This is a genomic window from Methylophilus sp. 5 (assembly GCF_000515275.1).
Taxonomy (GTDB): domain Bacteria; phylum Pseudomonadota; class Gammaproteobacteria; order Burkholderiales; family Methylophilaceae; genus Methylophilus.
In genome coordinates this window covers 2,781,721-2,805,447 of record NZ_KI911560.1, presented here as the reverse complement: position 1 = coordinate 2,805,447, position 23,727 = coordinate 2,781,721, and the positions used below count along the sequence as shown (strand labels likewise).

Here is a 23,727-nt window from a genome sequence, read left to right as displayed (position 1 = left end):
ATCTTGTCACAGAGTGCGCGCATGTATAGTCAAATGGCGCAACAAGAAGGATTTAGCGTATTGGCTGTAGATGCGTTTGCGGATGTGGATACACGACAAGCCGCGCAGCAGGTGTATCAATGGCCAGGCCTGTACGAACAAGCAACTAACGATCATATGGCCGCGTTGTTTGAAGTGTTAGAGAGCTTTGAGCCAGATGCGGTGTTAGTTGGTTCTGGTTTTGAAGCGAATCAAGCAGGCTATGCTGCATTGTTAGCACGCTACACGGTGCCCGGCAATGCTGCTGAGGCGATTAACCGAGCAAACAATCCGCAATGGTTAAAAGCTTGTTGCGATGCACATGGCGTGCAATCGCCGCTAGTCACGCACACCAGACCAACAGCGGGGCAATGGTTGTACAAACAGGCAGGGCAGTGTGGTGGTGCTCACGTGCATGATTGGCAGGGTGCAAGTACTGAGGTTGAGCAAGGCTACTGGCAGGTGTTTCAGCCAGGTCAGGCAGTGGGCATATTGTTTTTAGCCCATGCACAAACATACCAGCTGATAGGCGTACACGCACTCAGGCAACATGTAGGCAGTTATGCTTATGCCGGTGCAACGCGCTTGCATGATGATGCACTCAAGGTTGCAGCAAGCCAGCTATTGCAGGCACTGGTGCCTGCATTGGGTTTGATTGGCATAAATAGTATCGACGCAATTTGGCATGAGAATACGTTGCATGTGATAGAAGTGAACCCCAGGCTCAGCGCCAGCATGCGTTTGTATTGTGATTTGCCATTGATACAAGCGCATATTGCCAGTTGCCAAGCTGAGGCCATGCCTGCGTTACAACCGCGAGATGGTTTCGCCAGCCATTGCATCCTTTATGCAAGGCAAACAATCAATGTCAGCCAGTTAAGCTTTCCCAACTGGCTGGAAGACCAGCCTAGTGGCGGCAATATTGCCGCCGGGCAGCCCATTTGCAGTATCTATGCAGATGGGGACTCAGAGCGCGAAGTGCAGTTGGCTTTGCGGAATAAAAAAACACGATTAGAAACATTATGGGGGACTTATGTCTGTGACCGCATCGAATTCAACATCCATTAGCGTACAACAATATAGCGCGCCACTGGTGGCCGAGCTGATTGCCAATGCGCCAGCCCTGGGCTGTGCCGTGTCTACACATGAAAGTGGCGCGACCATCGTCGATGCCGGTATTCAAGTGCCAGGCGGGCTGGAAGCTGGCCGCATCATCTCCGAAATTTGTATGGGCGGCTTAGGCTGTGTTGCCTTGCGCCATGTGCCACAATTTGCCAACTGGCCACTCAGCGTGGTGGTGACTGCCAAGCAGCCTGTGATTGCCTGCTTAGGGAGTCAATATGCAGGTTGGGCGTTATCACATGAAAAATTCTTTTCACTCGGTAGCGGCCCGGCACGTGCGATTGCCCAGCGTGAAGAAGTATTTAAAGACATCAACTACAGCGACAAAGGCGAGCAAACCGTTTTAGTGCTCGAAACCGATAAAGTACCACCGGTGCAAGTGATTGAAAAAGTTGCCAGAGACACCGGTTTGCCAGCCAACAAACTGACCTTTATTTTAACCCCAACTCGTAGCGTGGCTGGTTCATTACAAGTGACCGCGCGCGTGCTCGAAGTCGCCTTGCACAAATGCCATACTTTGCATTTTGATTTAAATGCGATTGTAGATGGGTATGGTGTTGCACCGGTGCCTGCACCCTCACCAGACTTTATTGTCGGCATGGGCCGTACCAATGATGCGATTTTGTTCGGCGGTTTTGTGCAATTGTTTGTCAATGCAGACGATGCTGCAGCCGAACAACTGGCCAAGCAATTACCTTCTTCTGCGTCTAAAGACTACGGCCGCCCGTTTGCTGAAGTGTTTAAAGCCGTGAATATGGACTTTTACCAGATTGACCCGATGTTGTTCTCACCTGCCAAAGTGAGTGTGACCAACCTTAAGTCTGGTAAAACGTTCTTTGCCGGTAAGTTTAACGAAGACCTTTTGAATCAATCGTTTGGTGGATAGATTTAAAGTTCTACTAAAATAATAATCACGCGGGATACAATGCATCATATGCAATGTTCCCGCGTTATTTTTTAGAAGCTGTCTTATGCAAGTTGTTCCTATTTTTACCGACGAAGTCGCCCAGGCGGGCGGCTGGCACGGGCAAAGCCTGGCGCAGGCTTTTGCACGACGTGGCTGGCAAGCACTGATGGTGTCACTCGATAGCTGTCATATCAGCATCAGCCAGCAGCAGGTGCAAGTACATATCCCTGGGTTAGCGCAGGCCGCACCGATGGCGTTTGTGCGAGGAGTGGCTGCCGGCACCACACAGCAGATCATTACACGCATGAATATATTGCATACCTTGCAACGGCAGGGTATGACCATTTACAACCATGCACGCGCGATTGAAACCACGGTGGATAAAGGCATGACCAGCCAGTTGCTGGCAGAGCAGGGCGTGGCTACGCCTGAGACCTGGGTCTGTGAGCATCGCGCCGTTGCGCATAGGTTAATGCAGCAGGCGCTGGAGGCTGGAAAAACACTGGTCATTAAGCCTCTGTTTGGTTCGCAAGGCAAAGGCGTGCGCTTGATAGAGCAATCCAATCAGTTTGCACTACCGCAAGATCAGTTTGTGGATGGTGTGTTTTATCTGCAGGAAAAAATAGACTGCGGCCCTTATCAGCATGATTACCGGGTTTTTGTGGTGCGGGGTGAGCCGATTGCGGTGATGAAGCGGCAGGGCGACAGCTGGTTGCATAATGTGGCGCGCGGTGCGCGCTGCAGCGCCTGTGATGAGATTGATGTGGCCGCCATTGGCGTTAAGGCCGCGCAAGCCATTGGCATTGATTATGCGGGGGTGGACGTGATGCGCGATAAACATGGCAAATTGTGGGTGATTGAAGTGAACAGTATTCCTGCCTGGCGCGGCCTGCAGAGTATTACCAACTTTGAGATTGCCGATGTATTGGTGAATGATTTGCTGCAGCTGGCCTGCAGCGAGCAGGTGCAGCGATGACAACTGACGTGCAACAAGCTTACTCGCAAGCCTGCCTGGCAGAACTCGAAGCCCTCAAGCCGGGCAATGTGCATATGTTTGCTGACGGCCATGGCATGGTAGTGCAAGACTTTATTCACAGTGCCGAGGCTTCAGCGCCAGCCTTGTGTGATGACCAGCTATTTGGTACACGCACGTTAGGCCAACGCATTTTGCAGGCCTTGCAAGCGACCCATGCTAAAGTCGGCTGCAATACTAATTTAGGGATTATTTTGCTGGCAGCGCCTGTAGTCCAAGCCTGTTTGCAATATCCGCAGTTGCCTCTCCAGGCCGGTTTGCAGCAAGTGTTACAACAAACCACGATAGGCGATGCCAGCTTGGTGTATGAGGGCATCCGCTTGGTGAGCCCGGCTGGCATGGGGCAACGCGACGAGCATGATGTGTCGCAAGCGCCGCAGATCACTTTGCTGGCGGCTATGCAACTGGCCAGCGCAAATGATATGGTCGCACGTCAGTATGTGGATGGCTATGCCCATATATTTTCTACCGCCATGCCGCTATACCATGACTACTATCAGCGCTGGCAACGGCCAGCTTGGGCGTTAACTGCTGTTTATTTGCATTGGTTCTCGACCATGCCAGACAGCCATATTGCCCGTAAATACGGCGATGTAATCGCTGCAGAAATACAGCACGCTGCTAGCGAGCATTACCAGGCATTCATCGCCCTGGAAAACCCTAAACACTATATGCCTGATCTACTGCAATGGGATCTCTCACTCAAGCAAGCCGGAATTAACCCTGGCACCAGCGCTGACCTCACCGTGATCACTGCCATGTTTTCATTGTTGAGTGAAAGCATTCAATTAGGGAGCTGAGGTATACTGTCAGGCTTTAGCAGCCTACACTCAGGAGCGCGTCATGACCGATCAGGTACTCACCGAGCAAGAAATTCAACAGCATTTTTCTGAGTCTTTACCACACTGGTTTTATGAAGACGGCTGGATCCGCCGTAAATACAAAACCAATAGCTGGAAAGGCACACTAATGGTGGTTAACACCGTTGGCCATTTAGCTGAAGCAGCCTGGCACCATCCAGATTTAACCGTGTCGTATGCGTTTGTGGTGGTTAAACTGTGTACGCACAGTGCCAAAGGCATCACCATGAAAGACATCGAGCTCGCCCGCAAAATTGAAGAAGTGGTGCAATGGCAACCGCAATTGCAAGCAGGCTCTGCGCTTGAAGGCACTCCACAGGATGATCTGCGGTTCAGTTACGTCAAGCACGACGCATCAAAGTCTGCCTGATAAGTTGTTCTTTTTAGTTTAGCTGCAATGGTATGAGTATCAATAGTCATGCTGGCTTGCCGCCAGCAATCTTCTTAATGGGCCCCACCGCCAGCGGAAAAACCGCAGCGACCATGGCATTAGCGCAACGTTTTCCGGTCGACATTATCAGTGTCGATTCAGCGCTGGTGTATCGCGGCATGGATATAGGCACCGCCAAACCAGATGCTGAAACCTTGCGCCAGGCACCGCATCATTTAATCGACCTCATTTCGCCGCTGGAGCAATACTCAGCGGCACAGTTCTCTAAAGATGCGTTGGCGCTGATGCATACCGCGACGGCTAACGGCCACATCCCGGTGCTGGTGGGTGGCACCATGCTGTACTTCAATGCTTTGCAGCATGGCCTGAGCGATTTACCAGAAGCCGATACCGCCATCCGCGCCCAAATTGAAGCAGAGGCGAATGCATTAGGCTGGCCAGCCATGCATGCCCAATTGGCCAGCATTGACCCGGCAGTTGCCGCCAAGATACACACCACCGACTCACAACGCATTGAGCGCGCATTAGAGGTTTACCGCATCAGCGGCAAATCCATGAGCACATTGCGTGCACAATCGCAAAAAGTCTCGCTACCATTTAATATTCTTAAACTTGCCCTCATGCCAAGTGAACGCAGTGTCTTGCATCAACGCATTGCCGAGCGCTTTCAACTCATGCTCAAGCACGGCTTTATCAATGAAGTAAAAAGCCTATTGGTTGAATATCCGCAATTGACTGTAGATAGCCCCAGTATGCGCTGTGTCGGCTACCGCCAGGCCCTGCAATATTTAAATGGCGACATTGACTTAGCTACCTTGGGTGAGCATGGCGTCTATGCTACCCGCCAACTTGCCAAACGCCAGCTCACCTGGCTGCGCGGCATGTCAGATGTGCATGTGCTTGATTGCTTGCGAGCGGATTGGGGCGATGAGGCACTCACCCAGATTCAACAGCATACTCAGTTATAAAAAAAACCGGACATTGTCCGGTTTTTTTATTTTAGCCAGCGACCGACAAACGTACTAGTAAGCGCCATCTTGACCAACCACCGTTAACCAGGCCGTTTTAGCCACAATCAGCATATCTAAACGTGGACTCCAGTTGCGCAGATATTCCAGGTCATAATGCACACGCTGCTCCATTTTTTCCAGGGTGTCTGTTTCACCACGAAACCCGTTGACTTGCGCCCAGCCAGTAATGCCAGGTTTAACCTTATGACGCACCATGTAGCCTTTAATCAGCTTACGATACTCTTCATTGTGCGCGACAGCATGCGGACGCGGGCCCACCACGCTCATGCGGCCTTGCAACACATTAATAAATTGTGGCAGCTCGTCCAGTGACGATTTACGCAAAAAGGCGCCCAATGGTGTAATACGCTGATCATTTCTGGTTGCCTGCGTCACAGTGCCACCATCTTCAGTCACTGTCATCGAGCGAAACTTATAGACCAGAATTTCTTGACCATCTAACCCATAGCGACGCTGCTTAAAGATAATCGGGCCAGGGGAGGTGAGTTTAACCCCCAAGGCAACCCCGATCAAAATAGGTGAAATCAAGATCAGCACAAACAATGAGAACAAAATATCAGCGGTACGTTTAATCAGGCCATCTACGCCAGTAAAAGGCGTTTCGCAGACCGAAACCACCGGGATGCCATTCACATCAGAAACACGGCCTTGAATCAGGTCGGTCACAAAAATATCCGGCACAAAATAAATAGAAGCCGTGGTGTCTTTCAGGTCATCCAGCAACTTTAAAATACGAGGGTGGCTAGACATCGGCAATGCGATATAAATGGTATGAATCTGATGATTTTTGCAGTAGGCAGGAATATCCGTCAGTGCGCCCAAAATCTCAAAGCCATGGTCTTGTGGGGCACGCTCCGGCGCGCGATCCTCAAAGAAACCCAATACAGAAACACGACTATATTCATCGGCCAGCAAATTATTTGCCACGGCCAAGCCTTGTTCATTCAAGCCGATAATCACTGCATTTTTGATAGGCCCTTGCAAGTTGATAAAAACAGGCGAAAGCTCTTTAAGTGCAGTTAATGCCAGAATTTGTGCAATCGGCGTACCTATTAGCCAAGCGTAAACAATTTCTGGTGTATACAAGGTGATATAGCCAGTAATGCGGGCAAAAATCAGCACCATGCCCGCTAATAATATCCACTGAAAAATGACATCTCGCGCCATTTTCCAAAAGCCTAAACGAATTTTGGCACCACTTGGAAACGTGACTGAAAATAATAGGATAGAGGTGAAAAAGATAGAGATAGGGATTCTATCTTCGAAATAAATAAAAATGCCCCACATAAAAAATACTAAAACGAGGGGCTCTACAATGGACTCTATGAAATAAAGAGGGCTTCTAGGCCCAGAAGATAATCCTGAGATGGTTCTAATTGGCGGTCTGATAGTTTTTTTCATAGATTACTTATTTCTATATACCGTCCGAGTTTAACCAAATTCATGCTTAACAGCAATCGGGGCGTGGCAGTCTGCAAACAATCGGCATGTCACAAAACCATCTTCAAGTTGGCGTAAACTCAGCAACTGATTTAATAATTCTCATTGCATCTGTTAAAAAGTTAAATTTTGGTAGCAATGAATGTATGTTTACAGGTTAGAATGTAACTCAAACATCATATTTTCTATTGCTTAAAATACATGTCATCTCGCAAGCAATCCCCTAAAGTAAATATTCAACGACCCATACGCTGTTGGCTTGCGTTAACACTCAGTGCTTTGCCATTTTGTGTGATGGCCGATGAGTTGGATACGATACAGTTTAACGCTGCGATCAATAAGACATACGATGACAATATTTTTCGTCAGAATAGTAATGCGATTTCTGATGTGATCACAATTACGACGCTGGGCTTCAGAGTTGACAAAAGCTACTCTTTGCAACGTTTCACTTTAGATGCGTCTTACACAGACTTTAAGTATAACCGTACAGACTTTCTTGATTATGACGCCAAAAACTATAACGCGGCTTGGTTATGGTCACTGACGCCTAATCTGACCGGTAAAATTACTTCCGAGCAATCTCAGGTTTTAAATGACTTTAGAGATTTCGCCAATCCTATTCAAAACATTAGAACCTCAAAAATACAAAGATTCCGCGCAGAGTATTCACCTCATCAGGTTTGGACTGTCATTGGTGGCGTCACTTATACCGATGTAACGAATAGCCAACAATTTAATGCCCAGGCCGACTTTAGTGCATTTGCATTTGATTATGGCGCTAAATACCGGTTTTCATCTGGCTCCAGCCTAGCGTTTTTAGGCCATAATCGAAGGGGTGAATATAGTGGCAGGCCAGTGAGTGCTATATTTGACAACGGTTATGATGAGACTGAGTTTGAAATAGATGCGGTGTTGAAAGCGTCTGGTAAAAGTAGTTTGAGTGCTAAATTAGCGTATATTCAACGTGAGTATGATCATTTAACGCTACGTGATTACCAGTCGTTTATTGGTTATGTCAATTATGATTGGTTCATCACTGGCAAAATGATGGCCAACTTTAATCTTTCTCGTACCGTTTATCCTTTCGAGCAGGCGAATAGTACATACTCGTCTACAGATACGTTAAAAAGTGAACTTATCTACAATATCTCCGATAAAGTTCAAGCCAGTGTTAATGCCAGACTCTCTGATCGTGACTTTGATGGACGTGGTCAGTTTGGCACCATAGGGCGTACTGACAAAGAAAAAGGGTTTGGAGGTTCTCTAAAGTGGTCTCCGATTAAAAACGTATCACTTTCTGTAAATACAGGCAAATCATACCGTAATTCAACTTTATCGCAGTTTGACTTTGATGATACGCTCACCAGTGTTAATCTCGACCTGAAGATTTAATTGAAAAGTCTTTAATAAGTTTTTAATCATTAAGCATTTCAGAATGAAAAATATAATTATAAATTTCTGTCTTTTGATATTGGCTGGGTGCAGTGGGCAAAGTAACACGGATGCTGCGTCTTCAGTGTTAGCTAAAGTGAATGGTGATGAGGTTTATGCTTATGCTTTGCATAGTGAATTACAAGCTTCACAACAAAATGCAGATGACCCATCGGTAGTCAAAAACGTATTGACTGGTTTAATTGATCGTCAGTTGCTGGTGCAAGAAGCACTCAAATTAGACTTGGAAAGAGCACCTGAGGTCATTCAGGCAATTGAGTCTGCTAAAGCCAAGATTTATGCGCAAGCTTATCTCGCTAAAAAGATTGCAAAGCTGCCATCAGCCACTGAAAGTGATATTAATCAGTTTATTGAGTCTCATCCTGATAAGTTCAAGCACCGTAAAGTATTCAAAATGCAAGATGTCGTTTTTTCAAATGAGCAATCCTTAGTTGATTTGCAACGTGTTGAAAAAGAAGTTTTAACATTAGGCGACTTGCAAGCTATTTTAAGCGCCAAAGGTATCCATTTTGAAACAGGTAGCAGCCAGTTCTTTACAGACAGACTACCTGAGCACGTGTTAAATAAAATCAAGTCTATGAAAAAAGGAGATTTACTTTTTTTACATAGCAATCACAACATTATCGTAAAGTCGATAGATGATATTATTGAGCAGCCTATGCCAGATAAAAGTGCACATTTGCTGGCTGCTCGATTGTTAAGCCAGCAGCAACAGCAGGAATTTGTTACGCAGGAAATTGCCAGATTAAAGGCTTTGGCAAATATACAAGTTTTGGACTCGGAATTGAACGGGCAGCCGCAAGCGGCTAATCATTAGACTGCAGTTTGCTTATATGTTTGTTTGATTTTCATTTATGATCACCGTAATACAATAGACTTAACTACCTAAAGAGTTATCACTTATGATGAATTTAAAAAATTATTTTCTTATTACATTTTTGTTTTTATTTAGTGTAATAGCCCATGCGGACTATACCTTAGGTGCCGGTGACTATGTCAAAGTAGTCGTCTATGGTGATGCCGAGTTGACGCGAGAAACGCGAGTGTCAGAAGACGGTGTACTCACTATGCCATTGATCGGTGAAGTTAAAGTTGGTGGTTTGACGACCATTGAGAGTGAGAAGCGTATTGCAGAACAGTTGAAGCGCGGCGGTTATATTGCCAATCCACAAGTGTCTGTATTAGTGCTCGAGTTTATGAGCAAGTCGGTTTCTGTATTAGGCGGTGTACCTAAGCCTGGACGTTACCCGGTGACCAGGCCAACGGATGTGAAAGATATTCTTGCAGAAGCAGGTGGCTTGGTGCCTGATGCCTCTGAAATCATTACTGTCGTACGGGGTGACAAGCGTAGTGAGTATGACTTGAATGAAGTGATTGAGCGTCGTAACGTTAATGATCAAGACGTACGCTTAACAGGCGGTGAAACCATCTACGTAAGCACGCGTGATGTTGCAGTGGCTGGGCAGGTCTTACGCCCTGGTAAATATGGTATTCAAGGCGGCACGCGTAAAATTAGCGACTTTGTTGCACTGGCAGGTGGGGCTACTGAAAATGCGGGAGAAACATTGTTCTTTACCTCTGCGCGCTCTGGTACACCAGTCACGCAAGAAGTTAATATTGATGAACTCTTTAGATCGCCATCGAACTCTGCAAACAAAGAGTTGTTGCCAGGTGACGTGGTTTACGTTCCAAAAGCACCTCAAGTATATGTCTATGGCGAGGTTCAGCGCCCTGGGATGTACAAGATTGATAAAAACATGACCGTCATGCAGGCGATTGCAAAGTCAGGTGGCTTAACTGTTCGTGGTACACAACGCTCAGTAAAGTTACATAGAAAAAATGCTGAAGGTGCCACTGTGAAGCAATCTCCGGAGCTGACCGCGACTTTACAAGATGAAGACGTGTTGTTTATTGAAGAAAGTCTGTTGTAATTTTAAAGGTCGACTATGAACTTATCTCAGTTAGTGCTGGTTTTAAAGGCACGTTACAAAATGATTTTACTGGTGTCTGTCATTACTTTACTGACAGCCAGTTTGGTGAGCCTGTTATTTCCTAAAAGTTACAAGGCGGCAACAACAATTATTCTAAATTACAAAGGTGTTGATCCCGTTACTGGTATGGCAATGCCTGCGCAGTTAATGCCAGGCTATATGGCGACTCAAGTAGATATTATCCAAAGTAAAAATGTGACTTTGGATGTGATTAAGCGTTTGCATTTAGCAGAAGTAAAGTCATTGCAGCAGCAGTTTTCTGAGGCGACAGAAGGTAAACAGGCTGATATCAATCAATGGCTTGCTGATTTGTTGCAACAAAAATTGATGATTTTGCCTTCCAAAGAAAGTAGTGTGATCAGCATCGGCTATAAAGGGGTTGATCCTGTATTTGCAGCAACGATGGCGAATGCGTTTGCTGAGTCTTATATTAATTTAAGCTTGAAGTTGAAAATCGACCCTGCTATTAAAGCATCTCATTACTTGTCAGAACAAACCAAGGTATTGCGTGAGAATGTGCAACAGGCCCAGAACAAACTATCTGAATATCAGCAAAAACATGGCTTAACCAGTATTCAGGAAGCCTACGATGTAGAAACCTCAAAGTTAAGAGACTTATCGTCACAATATAGTTTGATGCAGTCTGCTTCTATTGATGCAAACTCACGCCGTAATGATGCTACAAAAAACATGAGTGACTCTCCTGATGTCGTTCAAAACCCGATTGTCCAGAACTTACGCATGAATCTGTCGACAGCTGAGTCTAAGTTGGCTGAAATGGGCCAACGCTATAGTAAAAATCACCCAATGTATATCGCCTCAGAAGCAGAGGTGAATAAGTTAAGAAGTCAGCTCAACACTGAAATTGATCGCACTGTTGTAAGCTTGAGTAATAGTGCAAGCATCAACTCCCAACGGTTGGGCGACGTTAAGTTTCAGCTTGAAAAGCAAAAGCAGAAGGTGCTTGAACTGAATCGTTCAAGATCAGACTTGTTGATTTTTGAAAAAGAAGTACAAATTGCCCAAAACGCGCTTGAGGCTGTGAATAACCGCTTTAGCCAAACGGCATTAGAAGGTCAGTCAAACCAAGGTGACATTTCTGTCCTTGAAACAGCGGTGCCGCCATTGGAGCCAAGCAACCCGAGCCTACTTCTGATCGCCCCTTTTTCGTTGATCATTGGTGCCTTGCTAGGTTGTCTGTTTGCCCTGCTTGCAGAAATGTTGGATCGCCGTATCCGTAGCAAGGATGATATTCTTGCCCTAGGTGAGATTCCAGTGTTTGAATATAGTATCAAGCCAGTCTAATTTTTTTAGCGACCCCTTTAGAAAACAATTTATCAGGCAAAAAGTGATTGCGTATGAATATTATTGAAACAGAGAACAAAGCGCCCTTGAAAACAGTTTCTTCCAGCATCGGTCACCTGCTGCTTGATATGGGGAAAATTACCGACAAAGACGCTGAGCGTATTCTTAAGTTTCAGAAAGAAAAGTCCATGCGTTTTGGCGAAGCCGCCTTGGCACTTGGCTTCGTCACCATGGATGATATCAACCAGGCTTTGTCTTACCAGTTTGATTATCCTTACATTACACCAGAAAAAGCTTCGTTTAATACCGGCCTCATTGCCGCATTTGATCCATTTTCAAAGCAAGTCGAATCGCTACGCTCATTACGCACCCAGCTTATTTTGCGCTGGTTTGAGCGAGGTTTTAAAACGATTGCAGTGTCATCTGCTAGAGAAGCTGATGGTGCCAGTTTGCTTGCATCCAATTTGGCGGTTGTTTTCTCACAGTTAGGCGAACGCACACTGTTAATAGATGCAAACTTGCGCGACCCCTCACAGCACAAACTCTTCAAGCTGAATAATCATCAGGGCCTCTCTGATATTCTTGTTGGTCGAGCATCGACTGATGTTGTAGTCAGAATCCCATCATTATTAAACTTGAGTATTCTGACTGCAGGCGCAACACCGCCTAACCCACAAGAGCTGCTCAACAAAGAGGCATTGAACGACCTGCTCAGTAGTTTTGCAGAACACTACGATGTGATCATTATGGATACTTCTCCATTACTGCAGTCATCTGATGCGCAAATCGTCGCCAAAAAAGTAGGTGGCGTGCTTATTTCAACGCTGCAAAATAAAACAACATTAAACGACACTCAAGAAGCATATGAAGCCTGTCGTAGCTTGGGCATTGATGTTCAAATAGCGTTGAACGCAGGCTAGTATGTCAGCTTCACTAGTCTCAACCACGCCAGGATCAAATCAAAAGCTTTATGGCTATATCGCTATATTGCTATCCATTCTGGTCCTGTTTACACCGGTATTCCATGATCTCTTCGTCACGGTCTGGAATACCGACACCCAATCACATGGCCCCATTGTTTTAGGGATAGGCATCTGGTTTTTCTACTTTAAAACCAAGCAAATCCTGGAAAAGCCGCAAACATTTAAGCCGCTCCCTGCCGTTGGTTGGCCGCTTATTATATTCGGCGCCTGCTTATACCTGGTAGGCTATTCGCAGAGTGTTTACATCATCTCCATTCTGTCGTTAGTCTTTATACTATGCGGCCTGATATGCATTATTTTTGGCGCTAAAATAGCACTCAAATATTGGTTTGCCTTGTTCTTTTTCATATTTCTTATTCCTTGGCCAACATCGGTGATTGATACACTGACGCAGCCAATGAAAATTGCAGTGTCATTTGCTGCAGACCACCTGTTATACGCACTCGACTATCCAATTGCGCGCTCTGGCGTGATTCTGCAAATTGGCCAATATAAATTACTGGTCGCGGATGCCTGTGCAGGCCTGAACTCCTTGTTTACCTTGGAAGCAATAGGTTTGCTATACATTAATGTGATTAATCACCAGGCTTTCTGGCGCAATGTGCTGCTTGCCGTGCTTATCGTGCCAGTCTCTTTCATTTCAAATGTGTTGAGAGTTTGTACGCTGGCATTAATTACGTACCACATGGGTGATGAAGCAGGGCAGGGCTTCTTGCATAACTTCTCAGGGATGGTACTTTTTCTGACGGCACTCATTTTGATTATCGTGATTGACTCATTGATTCAAAAAATTGCCGAAAAATTTAATATTAAGAGCTTGCTGAGCCAAGAATAGCGTTAGTGATGAAAGAATTATACTTAAAACTGCCCTCAGTAACATTTGCAACAGGCTTACAGCTATTGTTGTTGAGTATTGTTTTTTTGGGACTGGCCACCATGCTCAAGCCGCACGAGCATTATGCAAAGTCAGAAAGCAACTTCGAGAAAAATATCCCCAGAGTCATTAATGGATGGGTAGAGGTGCGGCAGTCGACACCGCAGGTCAGTATGGTCAGTGATGAAAAAAGCCTCATAAATCAGCTGTATGATGACACCCTGATGAGGACATATGCTGACGGCGATGGTCACCAGGTAATGGTTGCGCTCGCATATGCCAGGGAGCAACGTCAGGATGTGAAAATTCATCAACCCGATATCTGTTATCCAGCACAGGGTTATCAAATGCAAAGAACAGAGACTGTTGTATTTGATGCATTACAACGTGACGATAGTGCGCAGGTGACAGGTAAACGACAGCTTTATTATGGCCAAAATCACCTAGAGGCAGTGAGCTACTGGATACGCGTAGGTGACCGTACCTTGACTTCCGGCTTCCAAATGCGTTTAAAAATCATAGAAGATGGATTGCTTAAGCGGCGCTTGGATGATGGCATACTGGTGCGGGTTTCATCCGTCATTCCGGATGAAAGTAAGCAGGCAGAGGCATATGCTTTACAAGAAAAATTTCTTAAGGAGTTTGTTGAGACTGTTGAACATGAGATGCCTGGACTACTCGTCCCTAACTCGTTGAAGTCGTAATTACATGTCAGTAGTATCAAATGTCAAATGGGTTGCAGTTTCACAAGCGGCAAGAATCTTTTCACAGTTAGCCAACATCTTCGTCCTTGCCAGGATACTGCCTCCAAGTGATTATGGCTTGATGGCCATGGCAACGATTGTCACTAACCTCGCATTACTGATCAGAGATCAGGGCACGTCCGCAGCCATTATTCAAAAAGAGGGATTGGAACACAGTACGATCAATACGGTTTTCTGGTTCAATATCCTGGTTGGCTTTATGATTGCGGTCATTATCATGGTCAGTTCGCCTTTGATCGCAAGTTATTTTAAACATGCTGAACTGATTACTATTTTAGTGGTGCTGGCACTGGTATTTCCCATTTCAAGTTCGTCAATATCGCACCAGGCATTACTTGAGCGCGAATCTAAATTCAGGAAACTCGCTTTTATTGAGTTAGTTGCCTCTATCGTGGCCATGGTGATTGCCGTCATTGCTGCGCTGAATGGCGCGGGTGTTTATAGCCTGGTATTACAAGCAATATTGATGGCGTTAATCTCTTCAACCCTGATTTGGGTGAACTCCGACTGGCGCCCGAAAGGGAAACCTACCGTAGTTGAGTTAAAAGCTATTTTGCCGTTCACCGGCCATATGACGGCATTTCAATTAATTACTTATTTTTTTAGAAACGCAGACAGCATGATCGTTGGCCGATTGTTGGGTGTTGTGTCACTTGGTGTTTATTCCATGGCTTACAGAGTGATGCTGTTACCAGTGCAAAATATCACTTGGGCTGCTTCTCGCGCCTTGTTTCCTGTGATGAGCCGTCAGCAGAATGCACTCGACGAAATGGGCAGACTTTATTTGCAGACACTGGGATTCATTTCGTTTCTCACCGCCCCATTAATGGCAGGTATATTCTCGGTACGAGAAGTGTTCGTCGAAGTGGCTTTTGGCCAACAATGGTTACAAGTCGCTGGTGTGCTGGCATGGTTGACATCTGTAGGCTTTATGCAGTCAATATCGAGCACCACAGGCACTGTTTTTATGGCGCAAGGTAAAACTAGACTACTGATGTGGGTTTCTTTGTTCAATGCCGGGCTACATCTTTGTGCATTTTGGATAGGAGCCAACCAAGGTGTCGATGGCGTTGCCGAGTGGTACTTTTATGCCAGTTTTATTTCCGGCATCTTGTCACTGAAAATAGCAGGCAAACTGGTTAATTGCAGTGGGTTGCAAATGCTTGATGCTTGCTTACGTCCGGTGGCTATCTCGATTGTCATGTGCGCGGTTGTCAGGGCAGTCTACTGGCACACGCTTGGCTTGTGGTGGAACAATGTGGCCGCCCTGATAGGGCTCACCATGCTGGGCATGACCATTTACTTTGCAGCCTACTACCTATTTCTACGCGAAACTTTTAATAGTTATTTGTCGAAACTATTAAAAAACAAGGCTGCTTGATTGCATTTAATATTGATGACCGAAAGATATTAAGGTTCATGAACAAAATTTTGATGGTTTCAATGTTTTTTCCGCCCACGTTTGGTGGTGCCTCCGTGCAATCGTTACGGCTCGCCAAAGAGCTAATCAAGCAGGGATGTCAGGTAGAATTCCTGTCTGACAATGCGACAAAACCAACCATTTATAATGACCAATATGATGGCGTCGTGGTTACACGTTTAAGGACTTATTCAGAGAATCTGCATTCAAAATTACGCGAGTTGATTTTTTCCATCAAACTCATCAAGTTTCTGCTGTTCAGGCCTGATCTCAAAATTGTGCACTTTCATGCGATCCGTGGTCTAGAATTACTTACATTCCCGATTATCCGTTTGATGGGTAAGAAGGTTATCCTCAAGTTGACCTTGGTCGGCGTGGATGACCCTCTGGCTTTTAAACGCAGAAAATTATTGTCTCCTTTGTTCATGTGGGGACTCAGGTCTGCCAATCACATGATTGCCATCTCAGAGGAATTGAGGCAGAGATCCTATCAGGCAGGTTTTGATGATCAGGTAGTGAAAAAAATATTCAACGGTTTTGATGAGGAAAATTTTTTCATTCCAGACGCTGCGCAGAAAGCTGCATTGCGAGCACAGCTGGCTATTCCTACCAATGCGCCCGTTTTCCTGTCCGTGGGTAAAGTTGAGCATCGCAAAGGGTATGATTTGCTATTGCAGGCTTTTGTCGATATTCAAAAGCATATGCCGGAAGCTGCGCTTGTTGTGGTTGGTCCTGATAATGTCGAGTCAAACAGTTATTATTTGAGTTTGCAGGCTTTTATTGCTAAACATCAATTGCATAATATTCATTTTGTCGGCCGACAATATAATGTGCATGAGTTTACAAAAGCCTCTGACTACTTCTTGTTCTGTTCACGGCAAGAAGGTTTCGGAACCGTGATGATCGAAGCAATGGCTTGTGGTTTACCAACCATTGCAATGAATATCCAGGGGGTCACAGAAGATATCGTATCAGATAACAGAATCGGTGTGATTAACTATTCACATAATCCTGCCGAGTTTGCGCAGCAGGCATTAAGTCTCATCAAAGAAGCAAAACAGGAAAATATACAGGCAGCAGTGAAAACCTTGAGTGAAAAGTTCTCAATTTCAAACATTGCTAAAAGCTATATTCATTTGTATCGTCAACTCAGTGACAATAAATAATTAGGCGAAGATCGTGGCCAAAATAAATGTAAATTCATCCAAGGTGTTGCTAATTGTTTTGTCTATTTTTGCGAGCCTTTTTTTAGGTTTGATTTCTTTAATATATGTGCAGTTAGTCGGTGATCATTACATATATTTATTAGCACCAATTCTTGCATTAGCAATTGCACTTTTATTCATCTTTGATCGATATGCTTTTTTGTTTATAGTGGTAATGCTGCGGGCATCACTGGATGCTTCATTTAATGCAATTAAAGTAGGCAGTTTTGGCATTGGAGCGATTCTAAATGCTTTGGTTATCCTTATAGCATTGTTAATGCTTTTAGAAAAACCCATCAAAAATGACCTCAATCTTTCACGGATAAAAAATGCTTGGTGGATTTATCTTTCGCTAGGTGCTTTTTCCGTTTTTTATGCAGTATCTTTCGTACTAAGTTTAAAAGTCTTTCTTGCATATGTTTCTTATGCCTCGATGTTTACTTTAGGGACATACTTAGTTAAGACTCAAGCTGATTTTGGGAAATGGATGAAAGTAATTGTAATTTCTTCATTTATCCCTGTGTTATATAGTTTTTTTTCTTTCATATTTGGGGGACGAGGGGTCACATTTAGTGTCCAAGAGGGGTATCGCCTTCAAAGTACATTTCCGCACCCTAATCCTTTCGCGCCATATCTCGTACTGATAATTTCGGTTTGTTTTTATTTATACAAGTCAAAAGCTGATTTCATCAATCCTAAGTTGCTTAAATTAATGCCAATTTATATTTTAATTTTAATTGGCCTAGTTGTTATGACTAAAACAAGATCTGCATGGATTGCCACTTACCTGATGTTTTTCATTTATGCGCTTTTCAATGATCGTAAATTTTTAATTTACGTAGCCCTCGCGCCTTTATTGGGATTGTTGGTGCCTGACATCCAGACACGCATATTAGACCTAACAACTGGCCACGATTTTGGATCAACTGGCTACGAACGGCTTAATTCTTTTGCTTGGCGTTTGAAGGTTTGGGGAGATGGGCTCGCCTATATGGATAAATCCCATTACTTTTTCGGTTATGGTATCACTAGCTTTATACCTATATCCTCTCAGTTTATTATGGCAAATGCTTTCCAAAAGCAGAATATTGATATCGACGCTCATAGTATTTTTGTACAAACTTTCTTTGAGCTGGGAATATTTGGATTCCTTGCATTACTTAATTTGTTTTATTCAGTTTTTAAAACATTAGCTCATAACTACAATCGGAATAAATTTCTTGTTTTTATGACTATCCTTTCTTACGGTCAACTTATTCTTCAAGGTGCGACAGACAATTTGCTGGATTACTTAATCGTTGAGTGGTACATGTGGTTTTTTATTGGCTTATCTTTGAGCTATGTTATTAAATTTCCTGTTAATAATTCAAAAAATTAATAGGGTTACATTTTTTCAAGAATGATACTGTTATGAAAGTCAATTATTTCACCAGCAGCTACCCTAGGGCAACAGACACTTTTATTCAGCGAGAAGTATTGGGTTTAAGAGAGCTTGGTATCGATATTATAACCAGTGCATTACGTCAACCCGAGAGCGCGAATAATGTGAGCCCATTTATTGTAAATGAGCATAAGAAAACCACTTATTTTCTGCCAGCCAGCCCACTAGAGCTTATTAAGCTTAATTTGAGCTACTTGGCACGCTCAACATCAAAATATTTTAAAACACTTAAATTAGCATTTAAAACACGTCGATCAGGTGTAAAAGGCACTCTTTATCAATTGTTTTATTTTCAAGAGGCCTTGTTGCTTGCAAGCTATCTCGAAGAAAACAAAGTAGAGCACCTACATAATCATTTCGGTGATAGTAGTGGAATGGTAACCATGCTTGCGAGTCAATTGAGTGGTGTAGGCTATAGCATCACTTTTCATGGGCCGCATATCTTTTTTGAGCCAACGTTGCTGGCCCTGCGTGAAAAAGTTAAATATGCAAAGTTTATTGTTTGTATCAGCAATTATTGTAAAAGCCAAATGATGCTTTTTTCAGATGCTGAAGATTGGCATAAGTTACAGATTGTTCATTGTGGGATAGACATTAACAGTTACACCATCCCTCAACAGCCAGATAAGCATGCTGACAAGCCGGTAAAGTTACTCTATGTCGGTAGGTTGGCCGCGGAAAAAGGCGTTCCTGTGTTGTTGCGTAGCTTAATTGCTCTTAAGAATGAAGGTCATAAATTTCATTTAACGTTATTGGGGGATGGTCCTGAGCGAGCAGCTTTGGAGGCCGAAGTGAAAGCGCAGGGTTTAGAGCAGATGGTTCATTTCGGCGGTTTTGCTAGCCAGGAAACTGTAAGGTCGACATTGCAGGCAAGTGACGTATTTATTCTGCCAAGCTTTGCTGAAGGTGTACCTGTGTCATTAATGGAGGCGATGGCGTGTGGAGTACCTGTGATTGGTACTAATGTTGGCGGAGTAACAGAACTCATAGAACACGGCGTTTCTGGCTTGGTTGTTGCGCCATCAGATGAAGTTGCATTAAAAAATGCAATCTTTAGTTATTTAAGTAATCCTGCGTTGCGCGAAAGCGTAAAGCAGGCAGCAAGAAAAGTGGTTGAGTCACAATTTAACTTAGAGCTTGAAATAAACAAACTCGAGCAATTGATCACAACATATCAAAAGAGCTGACATGATTGGGTATCTCAATAGTAGTGATAAATCGGCTCTTGAAAACTTCTCTGTTTGCATTATTGGTGCAGGTGCCGCTGGTATCAGTCTAGCTATTAGCCTTTCTCGGCAGGGGAAACGCGTCCTGCTTATAGAGGGCGGCGACTGGAATGAAACGCCTGATATTGTCGACACTTATGTAGGGCAGGCAACGGCACCTCACCCGCAAACCACTGAGTTCAGGTATCAACGCTTTGGTGGTACAAGCCATTTGTGGGGTGGGCGCTGCGTACCACTGGATAAGCATGATTTTGATAAAAGAGCTCACGTACCAGAAAGTGGCTGGCCTGCAGGTGCAGCAGAGATTGCCGACTATTATCCGCAGGCGCTGGATTATTGTGATGCAGGCAAAAATGATTTTACGATTTCATCATTTGGCCCGAACGCGAAACCTATTTTCGCTGAGGCGCCACTATTAGCGCCTGACCTTAACGAGTATATTGAACGCTATAGTCTGCCAACAGATTTTGGTCGGAAGTTTCGCCAGGAGCTGACTGAATCGAGCAGTGTCTATGTATTGCTACGTACACGCTGTATTGGCTTGAATGCCACAAATGCAGGTGATGCTGTCACCTCTGTCACATTGCATGACGGCAACCAGTCGATTGACATAAATGTCAATCAAGTGGTGTTGGCTGGTGGGGGCATTGAAACCACACGGCTAATGTTGGTTAGTCGGCAGAAAATACCTGCTTGGGGTCATCTGGATAATACGTTAGGCAAATACTATGCTTGCCACTATGACCTGATTTTTGGGGCATTGCGGTTTAGTGGTGAGCGGCCGGTGTTCGACTTTCAAAAAACGTCTGAAGGCATTTACGCGCGGCGAAAACTACAATTTTCTGCCGCTTATCAGGCAGAGCATGGCTTACTTAATTCTGCATTCAGGTTGCACTTTCCGGCCTATGCGGATCCGGCGCATGGTAGTGGGGTGATGTCGACGATTTACCTCGCCAAGTCGATTCTCAAGCCTGAATATCAGGCGATACTAAACCATGGCGTGAACCAAACGCCTGAACGCGGTCAATCATTAAAGCATGTGATGAATGTCGTGATGGATATCGGTTCGGTGGTCGGCTTTGCCTTTAACTGGTTGTTTAAAATTAAACTGGCTAAGCGACGTATTCCATATACATTAGTCGCTAACCGAAATGGCACTTATCCTATTGAGTTTAATAGTGAGCAGGTTTCAGACGCCAATAACCGTATTGAGTTGCTAAGCGAGCATGATCGTTTTGGAATGCCCAGAGTGAGTGTGCATTGGAAGATGACCGCACAAGATATTGCTTCTGGTATTAAATCTTTTAATTTATTAAAAAAACAGTTTGAGAAAACAAAAGTTTGTCGGCTTGAATTTGAGCCAAAAGAGTTAGAAAAGGCAATGGAGAACGCTTTACCAGTTGGTGGCCATCATATGGGTACAACCCGTATGGGAACCACTCCAAATGACAGCGTGGTCGATGTGAATTGCAAAGTGCATGGCGTAAAAAACCTGTATATAGCCAGTGCATCAGTGTTTACCACCAATAGCCATGCCAATCCGACATTAACAATTGTTGCGTTGTCTTTGCGTTTGGCAAACTATCTTTCATCACGTGTGTGACAATGTCGCTTGAAAAGGTTAACAGTTATGGAAAAGAAATCATTTAATTCGATTGTTTTTTCTATAGTCCTGGTAAGTACTTTCTACTTTGGCTTAAGCCAAGTGATCGCAGCCGAATTCAGTACTTTTGAAAAGCCATTTAATGCTAATTCCCTTTGGAATAGTAAACCAATCAATCCGGTGTTCGATGATTTCGTTATTCCTACCTCGAGTTACTTTCCCGCGATGCAAGAAGGCAAGTACTCCACGCACTGCTTTCTGGCCACAGCCAATGATGCACCCATGCAAGTCAAGCCGCCTGTCGGCAAAAAGGGGATTTATGACGCAGATGCAGAAAGTAGCAGCGAAGAGATTACGATTCCGCACTGGCCAGCAGACTTAGTGCCAGCGGAAGGCGGTGATGGGCATGCTGATATTTTTGATACCACAAGCGGTATTATTTACTCATTCTGGCAATTGAAAAAAGTTGATGGTGTTTGGCGTACAACCCATGTTGGCTGGATGCCGCTGAATGGCTCTGGCTGGGGGGATCCTGCTCACTATCATCAAGGGTCCCGGGCGTCTGGTGTGCCATCATGTGCCGGTATCATCCGTAAACATGAATTAAACGATGGTGACGATATGTATCACCATGCGTTAGCAATCTCGCTCACCAACAACGCGCTTTCACCTTCGCCAGCCTATATGTTTCCCGCTACGATTGCCGATGCCGGGGCTAAACGAAATACCGGAAAAATTCCTGAAGGCGCATTAATGATGTTGCCACCAGACTTTGACACTTCTGCGATTACTAATGCAGAGTTGAGAAAGGTAGCAAACACCTTGAAAGTGTATGGCGGCTATGTGGTTGATATGAACTACGGAACACCATTTCTAGTGTATGTTGAAATTGGTTCTGGATTAAAAATTGGTAAGGGTGGCTGGAATTATAAGCTTGGGCAGGAACTTCACTTGGTTAGAGAAAATCTGCGCATGGTCAAAGCGGCAGGCGGTTGGCTTGATGGCAACGGGCAGCCATTTACCCCCAATAAGAACTTGAACCTTCTTTCCATGAGAGGCCCTTGGGTGGCCTCCAACGGTAAACCTTTGGGTAAATTCGTACCGACACAGCAAGCTGTTGTGTTTCAAAATACAGATTCCCCGGTGATTCAGTCCAACTATTCAGACCGCTCCATGCCAGCGATTGACTGGGCAAAGCCACAAAAAGGGCAAAGGTACACTTTAAAAGCGGTGACGACTGGCGGTGCCAGGTTGCGATTCAAGATCATTGACAAAGAGACCAAGAAGCAAGTCTATGACAGCCGTGATCTTCAAAATAATGAGTCGGTGACTTTTGAGTGGCCTGTTGATAGTTTTTACCCGCTGGTCACTGTCACGAGTGGGGTAGGCGACGCTTCATCAGCGCGTGGCATACTGCTCCGCGCCACAGACAAATAATTGAAATTTACTTTAATAGGCCTTCGCTATGATTTATGACGCACTTATCGCACTTTTTTATCTTGTATTGTTGCTACTGGCGATTCCTGTGCTGACCTTTGCGTTTCAAATTCTGATGGCCATCGTGCCTGGTTATCGCAAAGCGGTGATCGTGCCAAGTCGGGAGCGTATTGCTATCCTGATCCCTGCGCACAATGAATCCGCCGGGATTGCGCATACATTGCAATCGATCAAGCAGCAGGCCACCGCCAATACAAGAATCGTTGTAGTGGCCGATAACTGTAGTGACAATACAGCCGAGGTTGCTAGACAAGCCGGCGTAGAAGCCATTGAGCGATTTGACCAGGAAAAAAGAGGGAAAGGCTATGCTCTGGATTTCGGTTTGCAGTTTCTCAAACAGTCTCCACCAGACATTGTGATGGTATTTGATGCTGATTGCGAAATTGATACCGGGACCATAGATGCTCTGGCCATTGCTGTTGTCTCCAGACAAAGTGCCATTCAGGCATTGTATTTGATCCAGTCAAATCCGAATGGCGATATCAAGTCGAAAATAGCCGAGTTTGCCTATGTGGTTAAAAGCTGGACCAGACCATTAGGCTTTCACCGCCTCGGGCTACCCATGCAATTGATGGGCTCTGGCATGGCATTCCCTTGGCAACAAATTGAACATGCCAATCTGGTGCATGGCAGTATCGTAGAAGATATGAAACTGGGCATCGATTTAACGATCGCTTATCGTGCACCGGGATTTTGCCCTGAAGCGTATGTCACCAGCTTGTTTCCCGAGCATGATGCCGGAACAGAGTCACAAAGAAAGCGTTGGGAGCATGGCCATATCAGCATGATTGTCAAAGAAGGCATTCCACTACTGGTTAAAGGTATCAAGTCTTTCAACTTTTCTATTGTTGCCATGGCTTTAGACCTGATTGTGCCGCCACTGGCATTGCTATTTTTATTGTCCGCCCTGTTTGCATTTGTATCGGCAGCAGCATGGATATTCACGGGTGATGCACAACCATGGTCACTAGGGGTAGGGGTGTTTGCAATATTGACTGGCTTTGTTTTAATTGCCTGGTTTAAACATGGTAGAAATATCTTACCTATGATGTCCTTATTTGCCTATGCACCAGTGTATGCCCTGAGTAAAATTAAGCTGTACCTGAATTTCTTCAAGAATCGCCAGGTTGAGTGGGTCAAATCAAGAAAAGACTAACCTGA

21 protein-coding genes are annotated in these 23,727 nt (G+C 44.8%); 20 read left to right on the top strand and 1 reads right to left on the bottom strand.

Features of this window, described 5'->3' with window-relative positions; translation table 11 throughout:
- The first annotated feature begins 21 nt into the window (after positions 1-21).
- The 6 genes from METH5_RS0113600 (at position 22) to miaA (ending at position 5,299) form a co-directional block, all read left to right on the top strand.
- Entirely contained in the window at positions 22-1,086 is a 1,065-nt protein-coding gene (locus METH5_RS0113600) for an ATP-grasp domain-containing protein (protein WP_232411054.1), read from the top strand.
- Positions 1,052-2,026, top strand: a complete 975-nt coding sequence (gene mch / locus METH5_RS0113595) for a methenyltetrahydromethanopterin cyclohydrolase (protein ID WP_029149019.1) — start codon at positions 1,052-1,054, stop codon at positions 2,024-2,026. Before METH5_RS0113600 ends, mch begins: the two co-directional genes overlap by 35 nt.
- 85 nt (positions 2,027-2,111) lie before the next feature.
- Positions 2,112-3,023: a RimK family alpha-L-glutamate ligase gene (locus METH5_RS0113590; protein ID WP_029149018.1), complete on the top strand. Its 912-nt coding sequence runs from the start codon at positions 2,112-2,114 to the stop codon at positions 3,021-3,023.
- The gene (locus METH5_RS0113585) at positions 3,020-3,880 is read left to right on the top strand and encodes a triphosphoribosyl-dephospho-CoA synthase (RefSeq protein WP_029149017.1); all 861 of its coding nucleotides are present in this window, start codon (positions 3,020-3,022) and stop codon (positions 3,878-3,880) included. The genes METH5_RS0113590 and METH5_RS0113585 overlap by 4 nt, the downstream gene beginning before the upstream one ends.
- Before the next feature lie 43 nt (positions 3,881-3,923).
- Positions 3,924-4,310, top strand: coding sequence for a 4a-hydroxytetrahydrobiopterin dehydratase (locus METH5_RS0113580; RefSeq protein ID WP_029149016.1), 387 nt, complete (start codon positions 3,924-3,926; stop codon positions 4,308-4,310).
- Between the two features lie 32 nt (positions 4,311-4,342).
- Positions 4,343-5,299 carry a tRNA (adenosine(37)-N6)-dimethylallyltransferase MiaA gene (miaA, locus tag METH5_RS0113575; RefSeq protein ID WP_029149015.1) on the top strand — a complete coding sequence of 319 codons (957 nt, stop codon included), beginning with the start codon at positions 4,343-4,345 and terminating at the stop codon, positions 5,297-5,299.
- Between the two features lie 54 nt (positions 5,300-5,353).
- Here the strand turns inward: miaA and METH5_RS0113570 are convergent, their stop codons facing one another.
- The gene (locus METH5_RS0113570) at positions 5,354-6,649 is read right to left on the bottom strand and encodes an undecaprenyl-phosphate glucose phosphotransferase (protein WP_036307962.1); all 1,296 of its coding nucleotides are present in this window, start codon (positions 6,647-6,649) and stop codon (positions 5,354-5,356) included.
- A 354-nt stretch (positions 6,650-7,003) separates the two neighbouring features.
- On the opposite strand from METH5_RS0113570, the gene epsL reads away from it, so the two are divergent.
- From epsL to METH5_RS0113500, 14 genes are all read left to right on the top strand, one after another.
- Positions 7,004-8,197 (top strand): XrtB/PEP-CTERM-associated polysaccharide biosynthesis outer membrane protein EpsL, encoded by a 1,194-nt coding sequence (epsL, locus tag METH5_RS0113565; RefSeq protein WP_232411053.1) that lies wholly within the window; start codon positions 7,004-7,006, stop codon positions 8,195-8,197.
- Positions 8,198-8,240: 43 nt separating this feature from the next.
- Complete coding sequence (locus METH5_RS15085; RefSeq protein WP_081726746.1) at positions 8,241-9,074, top strand: EpsD family peptidyl-prolyl cis-trans isomerase; 834 nt, start codon at positions 8,241-8,243, stop codon at positions 9,072-9,074.
- Between the two features lie 85 nt (positions 9,075-9,159).
- Entirely contained in the window at positions 9,160-10,188 is a 1,029-nt protein-coding gene (locus tag METH5_RS0113555; protein ID WP_029149012.1) for an SLBB domain-containing protein, read from the top strand.
- Between the two features lie 15 nt (positions 10,189-10,203).
- Positions 10,204-11,553, top strand: coding sequence for a chain length determinant protein EpsF (gene epsF / locus METH5_RS0113550; RefSeq protein WP_029149011.1), 1,350 nt, complete (start codon positions 10,204-10,206; stop codon positions 11,551-11,553).
- 53 nt (positions 11,554-11,606) lie between these two features.
- The gene (gene epsG, locus METH5_RS0113545; protein ID WP_029149010.1) at positions 11,607-12,473 is read left to right on the top strand and encodes a chain length determinant protein tyrosine kinase EpsG; all 867 of its coding nucleotides are present in this window, start codon (positions 11,607-11,609) and stop codon (positions 12,471-12,473) included.
- Position 12,474: 1 nt separating this feature from the next.
- Positions 12,475-13,371: an exosortase B gene (gene xrtB, locus METH5_RS0113540; RefSeq protein ID WP_029149009.1), complete on the top strand. Its 897-nt coding sequence runs from the start codon at positions 12,475-12,477 to the stop codon at positions 13,369-13,371.
- An 8-nt stretch (positions 13,372-13,379) separates the two neighbouring features.
- The gene (locus METH5_RS0113535; protein WP_029149008.1) at positions 13,380-14,114 is read left to right on the top strand and encodes an exosortase C-terminal domain/associated protein EpsI; all 735 of its coding nucleotides are present in this window, start codon (positions 13,380-13,382) and stop codon (positions 14,112-14,114) included.
- A gap of 4 nt (positions 14,115-14,118) precedes the next feature.
- A complete protein-coding gene (locus tag METH5_RS0113530; protein WP_029149007.1) occupies positions 14,119-15,555 on the top strand; it encodes a lipopolysaccharide biosynthesis protein in 1,437 nt (478 codons plus the stop codon).
- A 38-nt stretch (positions 15,556-15,593) separates the two neighbouring features.
- Positions 15,594-16,760: a glycosyltransferase family 4 protein gene (locus tag METH5_RS0113525; RefSeq protein WP_029149006.1), complete on the top strand. Its 1,167-nt coding sequence runs from the start codon at positions 15,594-15,596 to the stop codon at positions 16,758-16,760.
- Positions 16,761-16,773: 13 nt separating this feature from the next.
- A complete protein-coding gene (locus METH5_RS0113520) occupies positions 16,774-18,177 on the top strand; it encodes an O-antigen ligase (protein ID WP_029149005.1) in 1,404 nt (467 codons plus the stop codon).
- A gap of 32 nt (positions 18,178-18,209) precedes the next feature.
- Positions 18,210-19,427, top strand: coding sequence for a glycosyltransferase family 4 protein (locus METH5_RS0113515; RefSeq protein ID WP_029149004.1), 1,218 nt, complete (start codon positions 18,210-18,212; stop codon positions 19,425-19,427).
- A 1-nt stretch (position 19,428) separates the two neighbouring features.
- Positions 19,429-21,069, top strand: coding sequence for a GMC oxidoreductase (locus METH5_RS0113510; protein WP_029149003.1), 1,641 nt, complete (start codon positions 19,429-19,431; stop codon positions 21,067-21,069).
- A 27-nt stretch (positions 21,070-21,096) separates the two neighbouring features.
- Positions 21,097-22,506 (top strand): hypothetical protein, encoded by a 1,410-nt coding sequence (locus tag METH5_RS0113505; protein WP_036307956.1) that lies wholly within the window; start codon positions 21,097-21,099, stop codon positions 22,504-22,506.
- Between the two features lie 28 nt (positions 22,507-22,534).
- Complete coding sequence (locus METH5_RS0113500) at positions 22,535-23,722, top strand: glycosyltransferase family 2 protein (protein ID WP_036307954.1); 1,188 nt, start codon at positions 22,535-22,537, stop codon at positions 23,720-23,722.
- Positions 23,723-23,727: the final 5 nt, after the last annotated feature.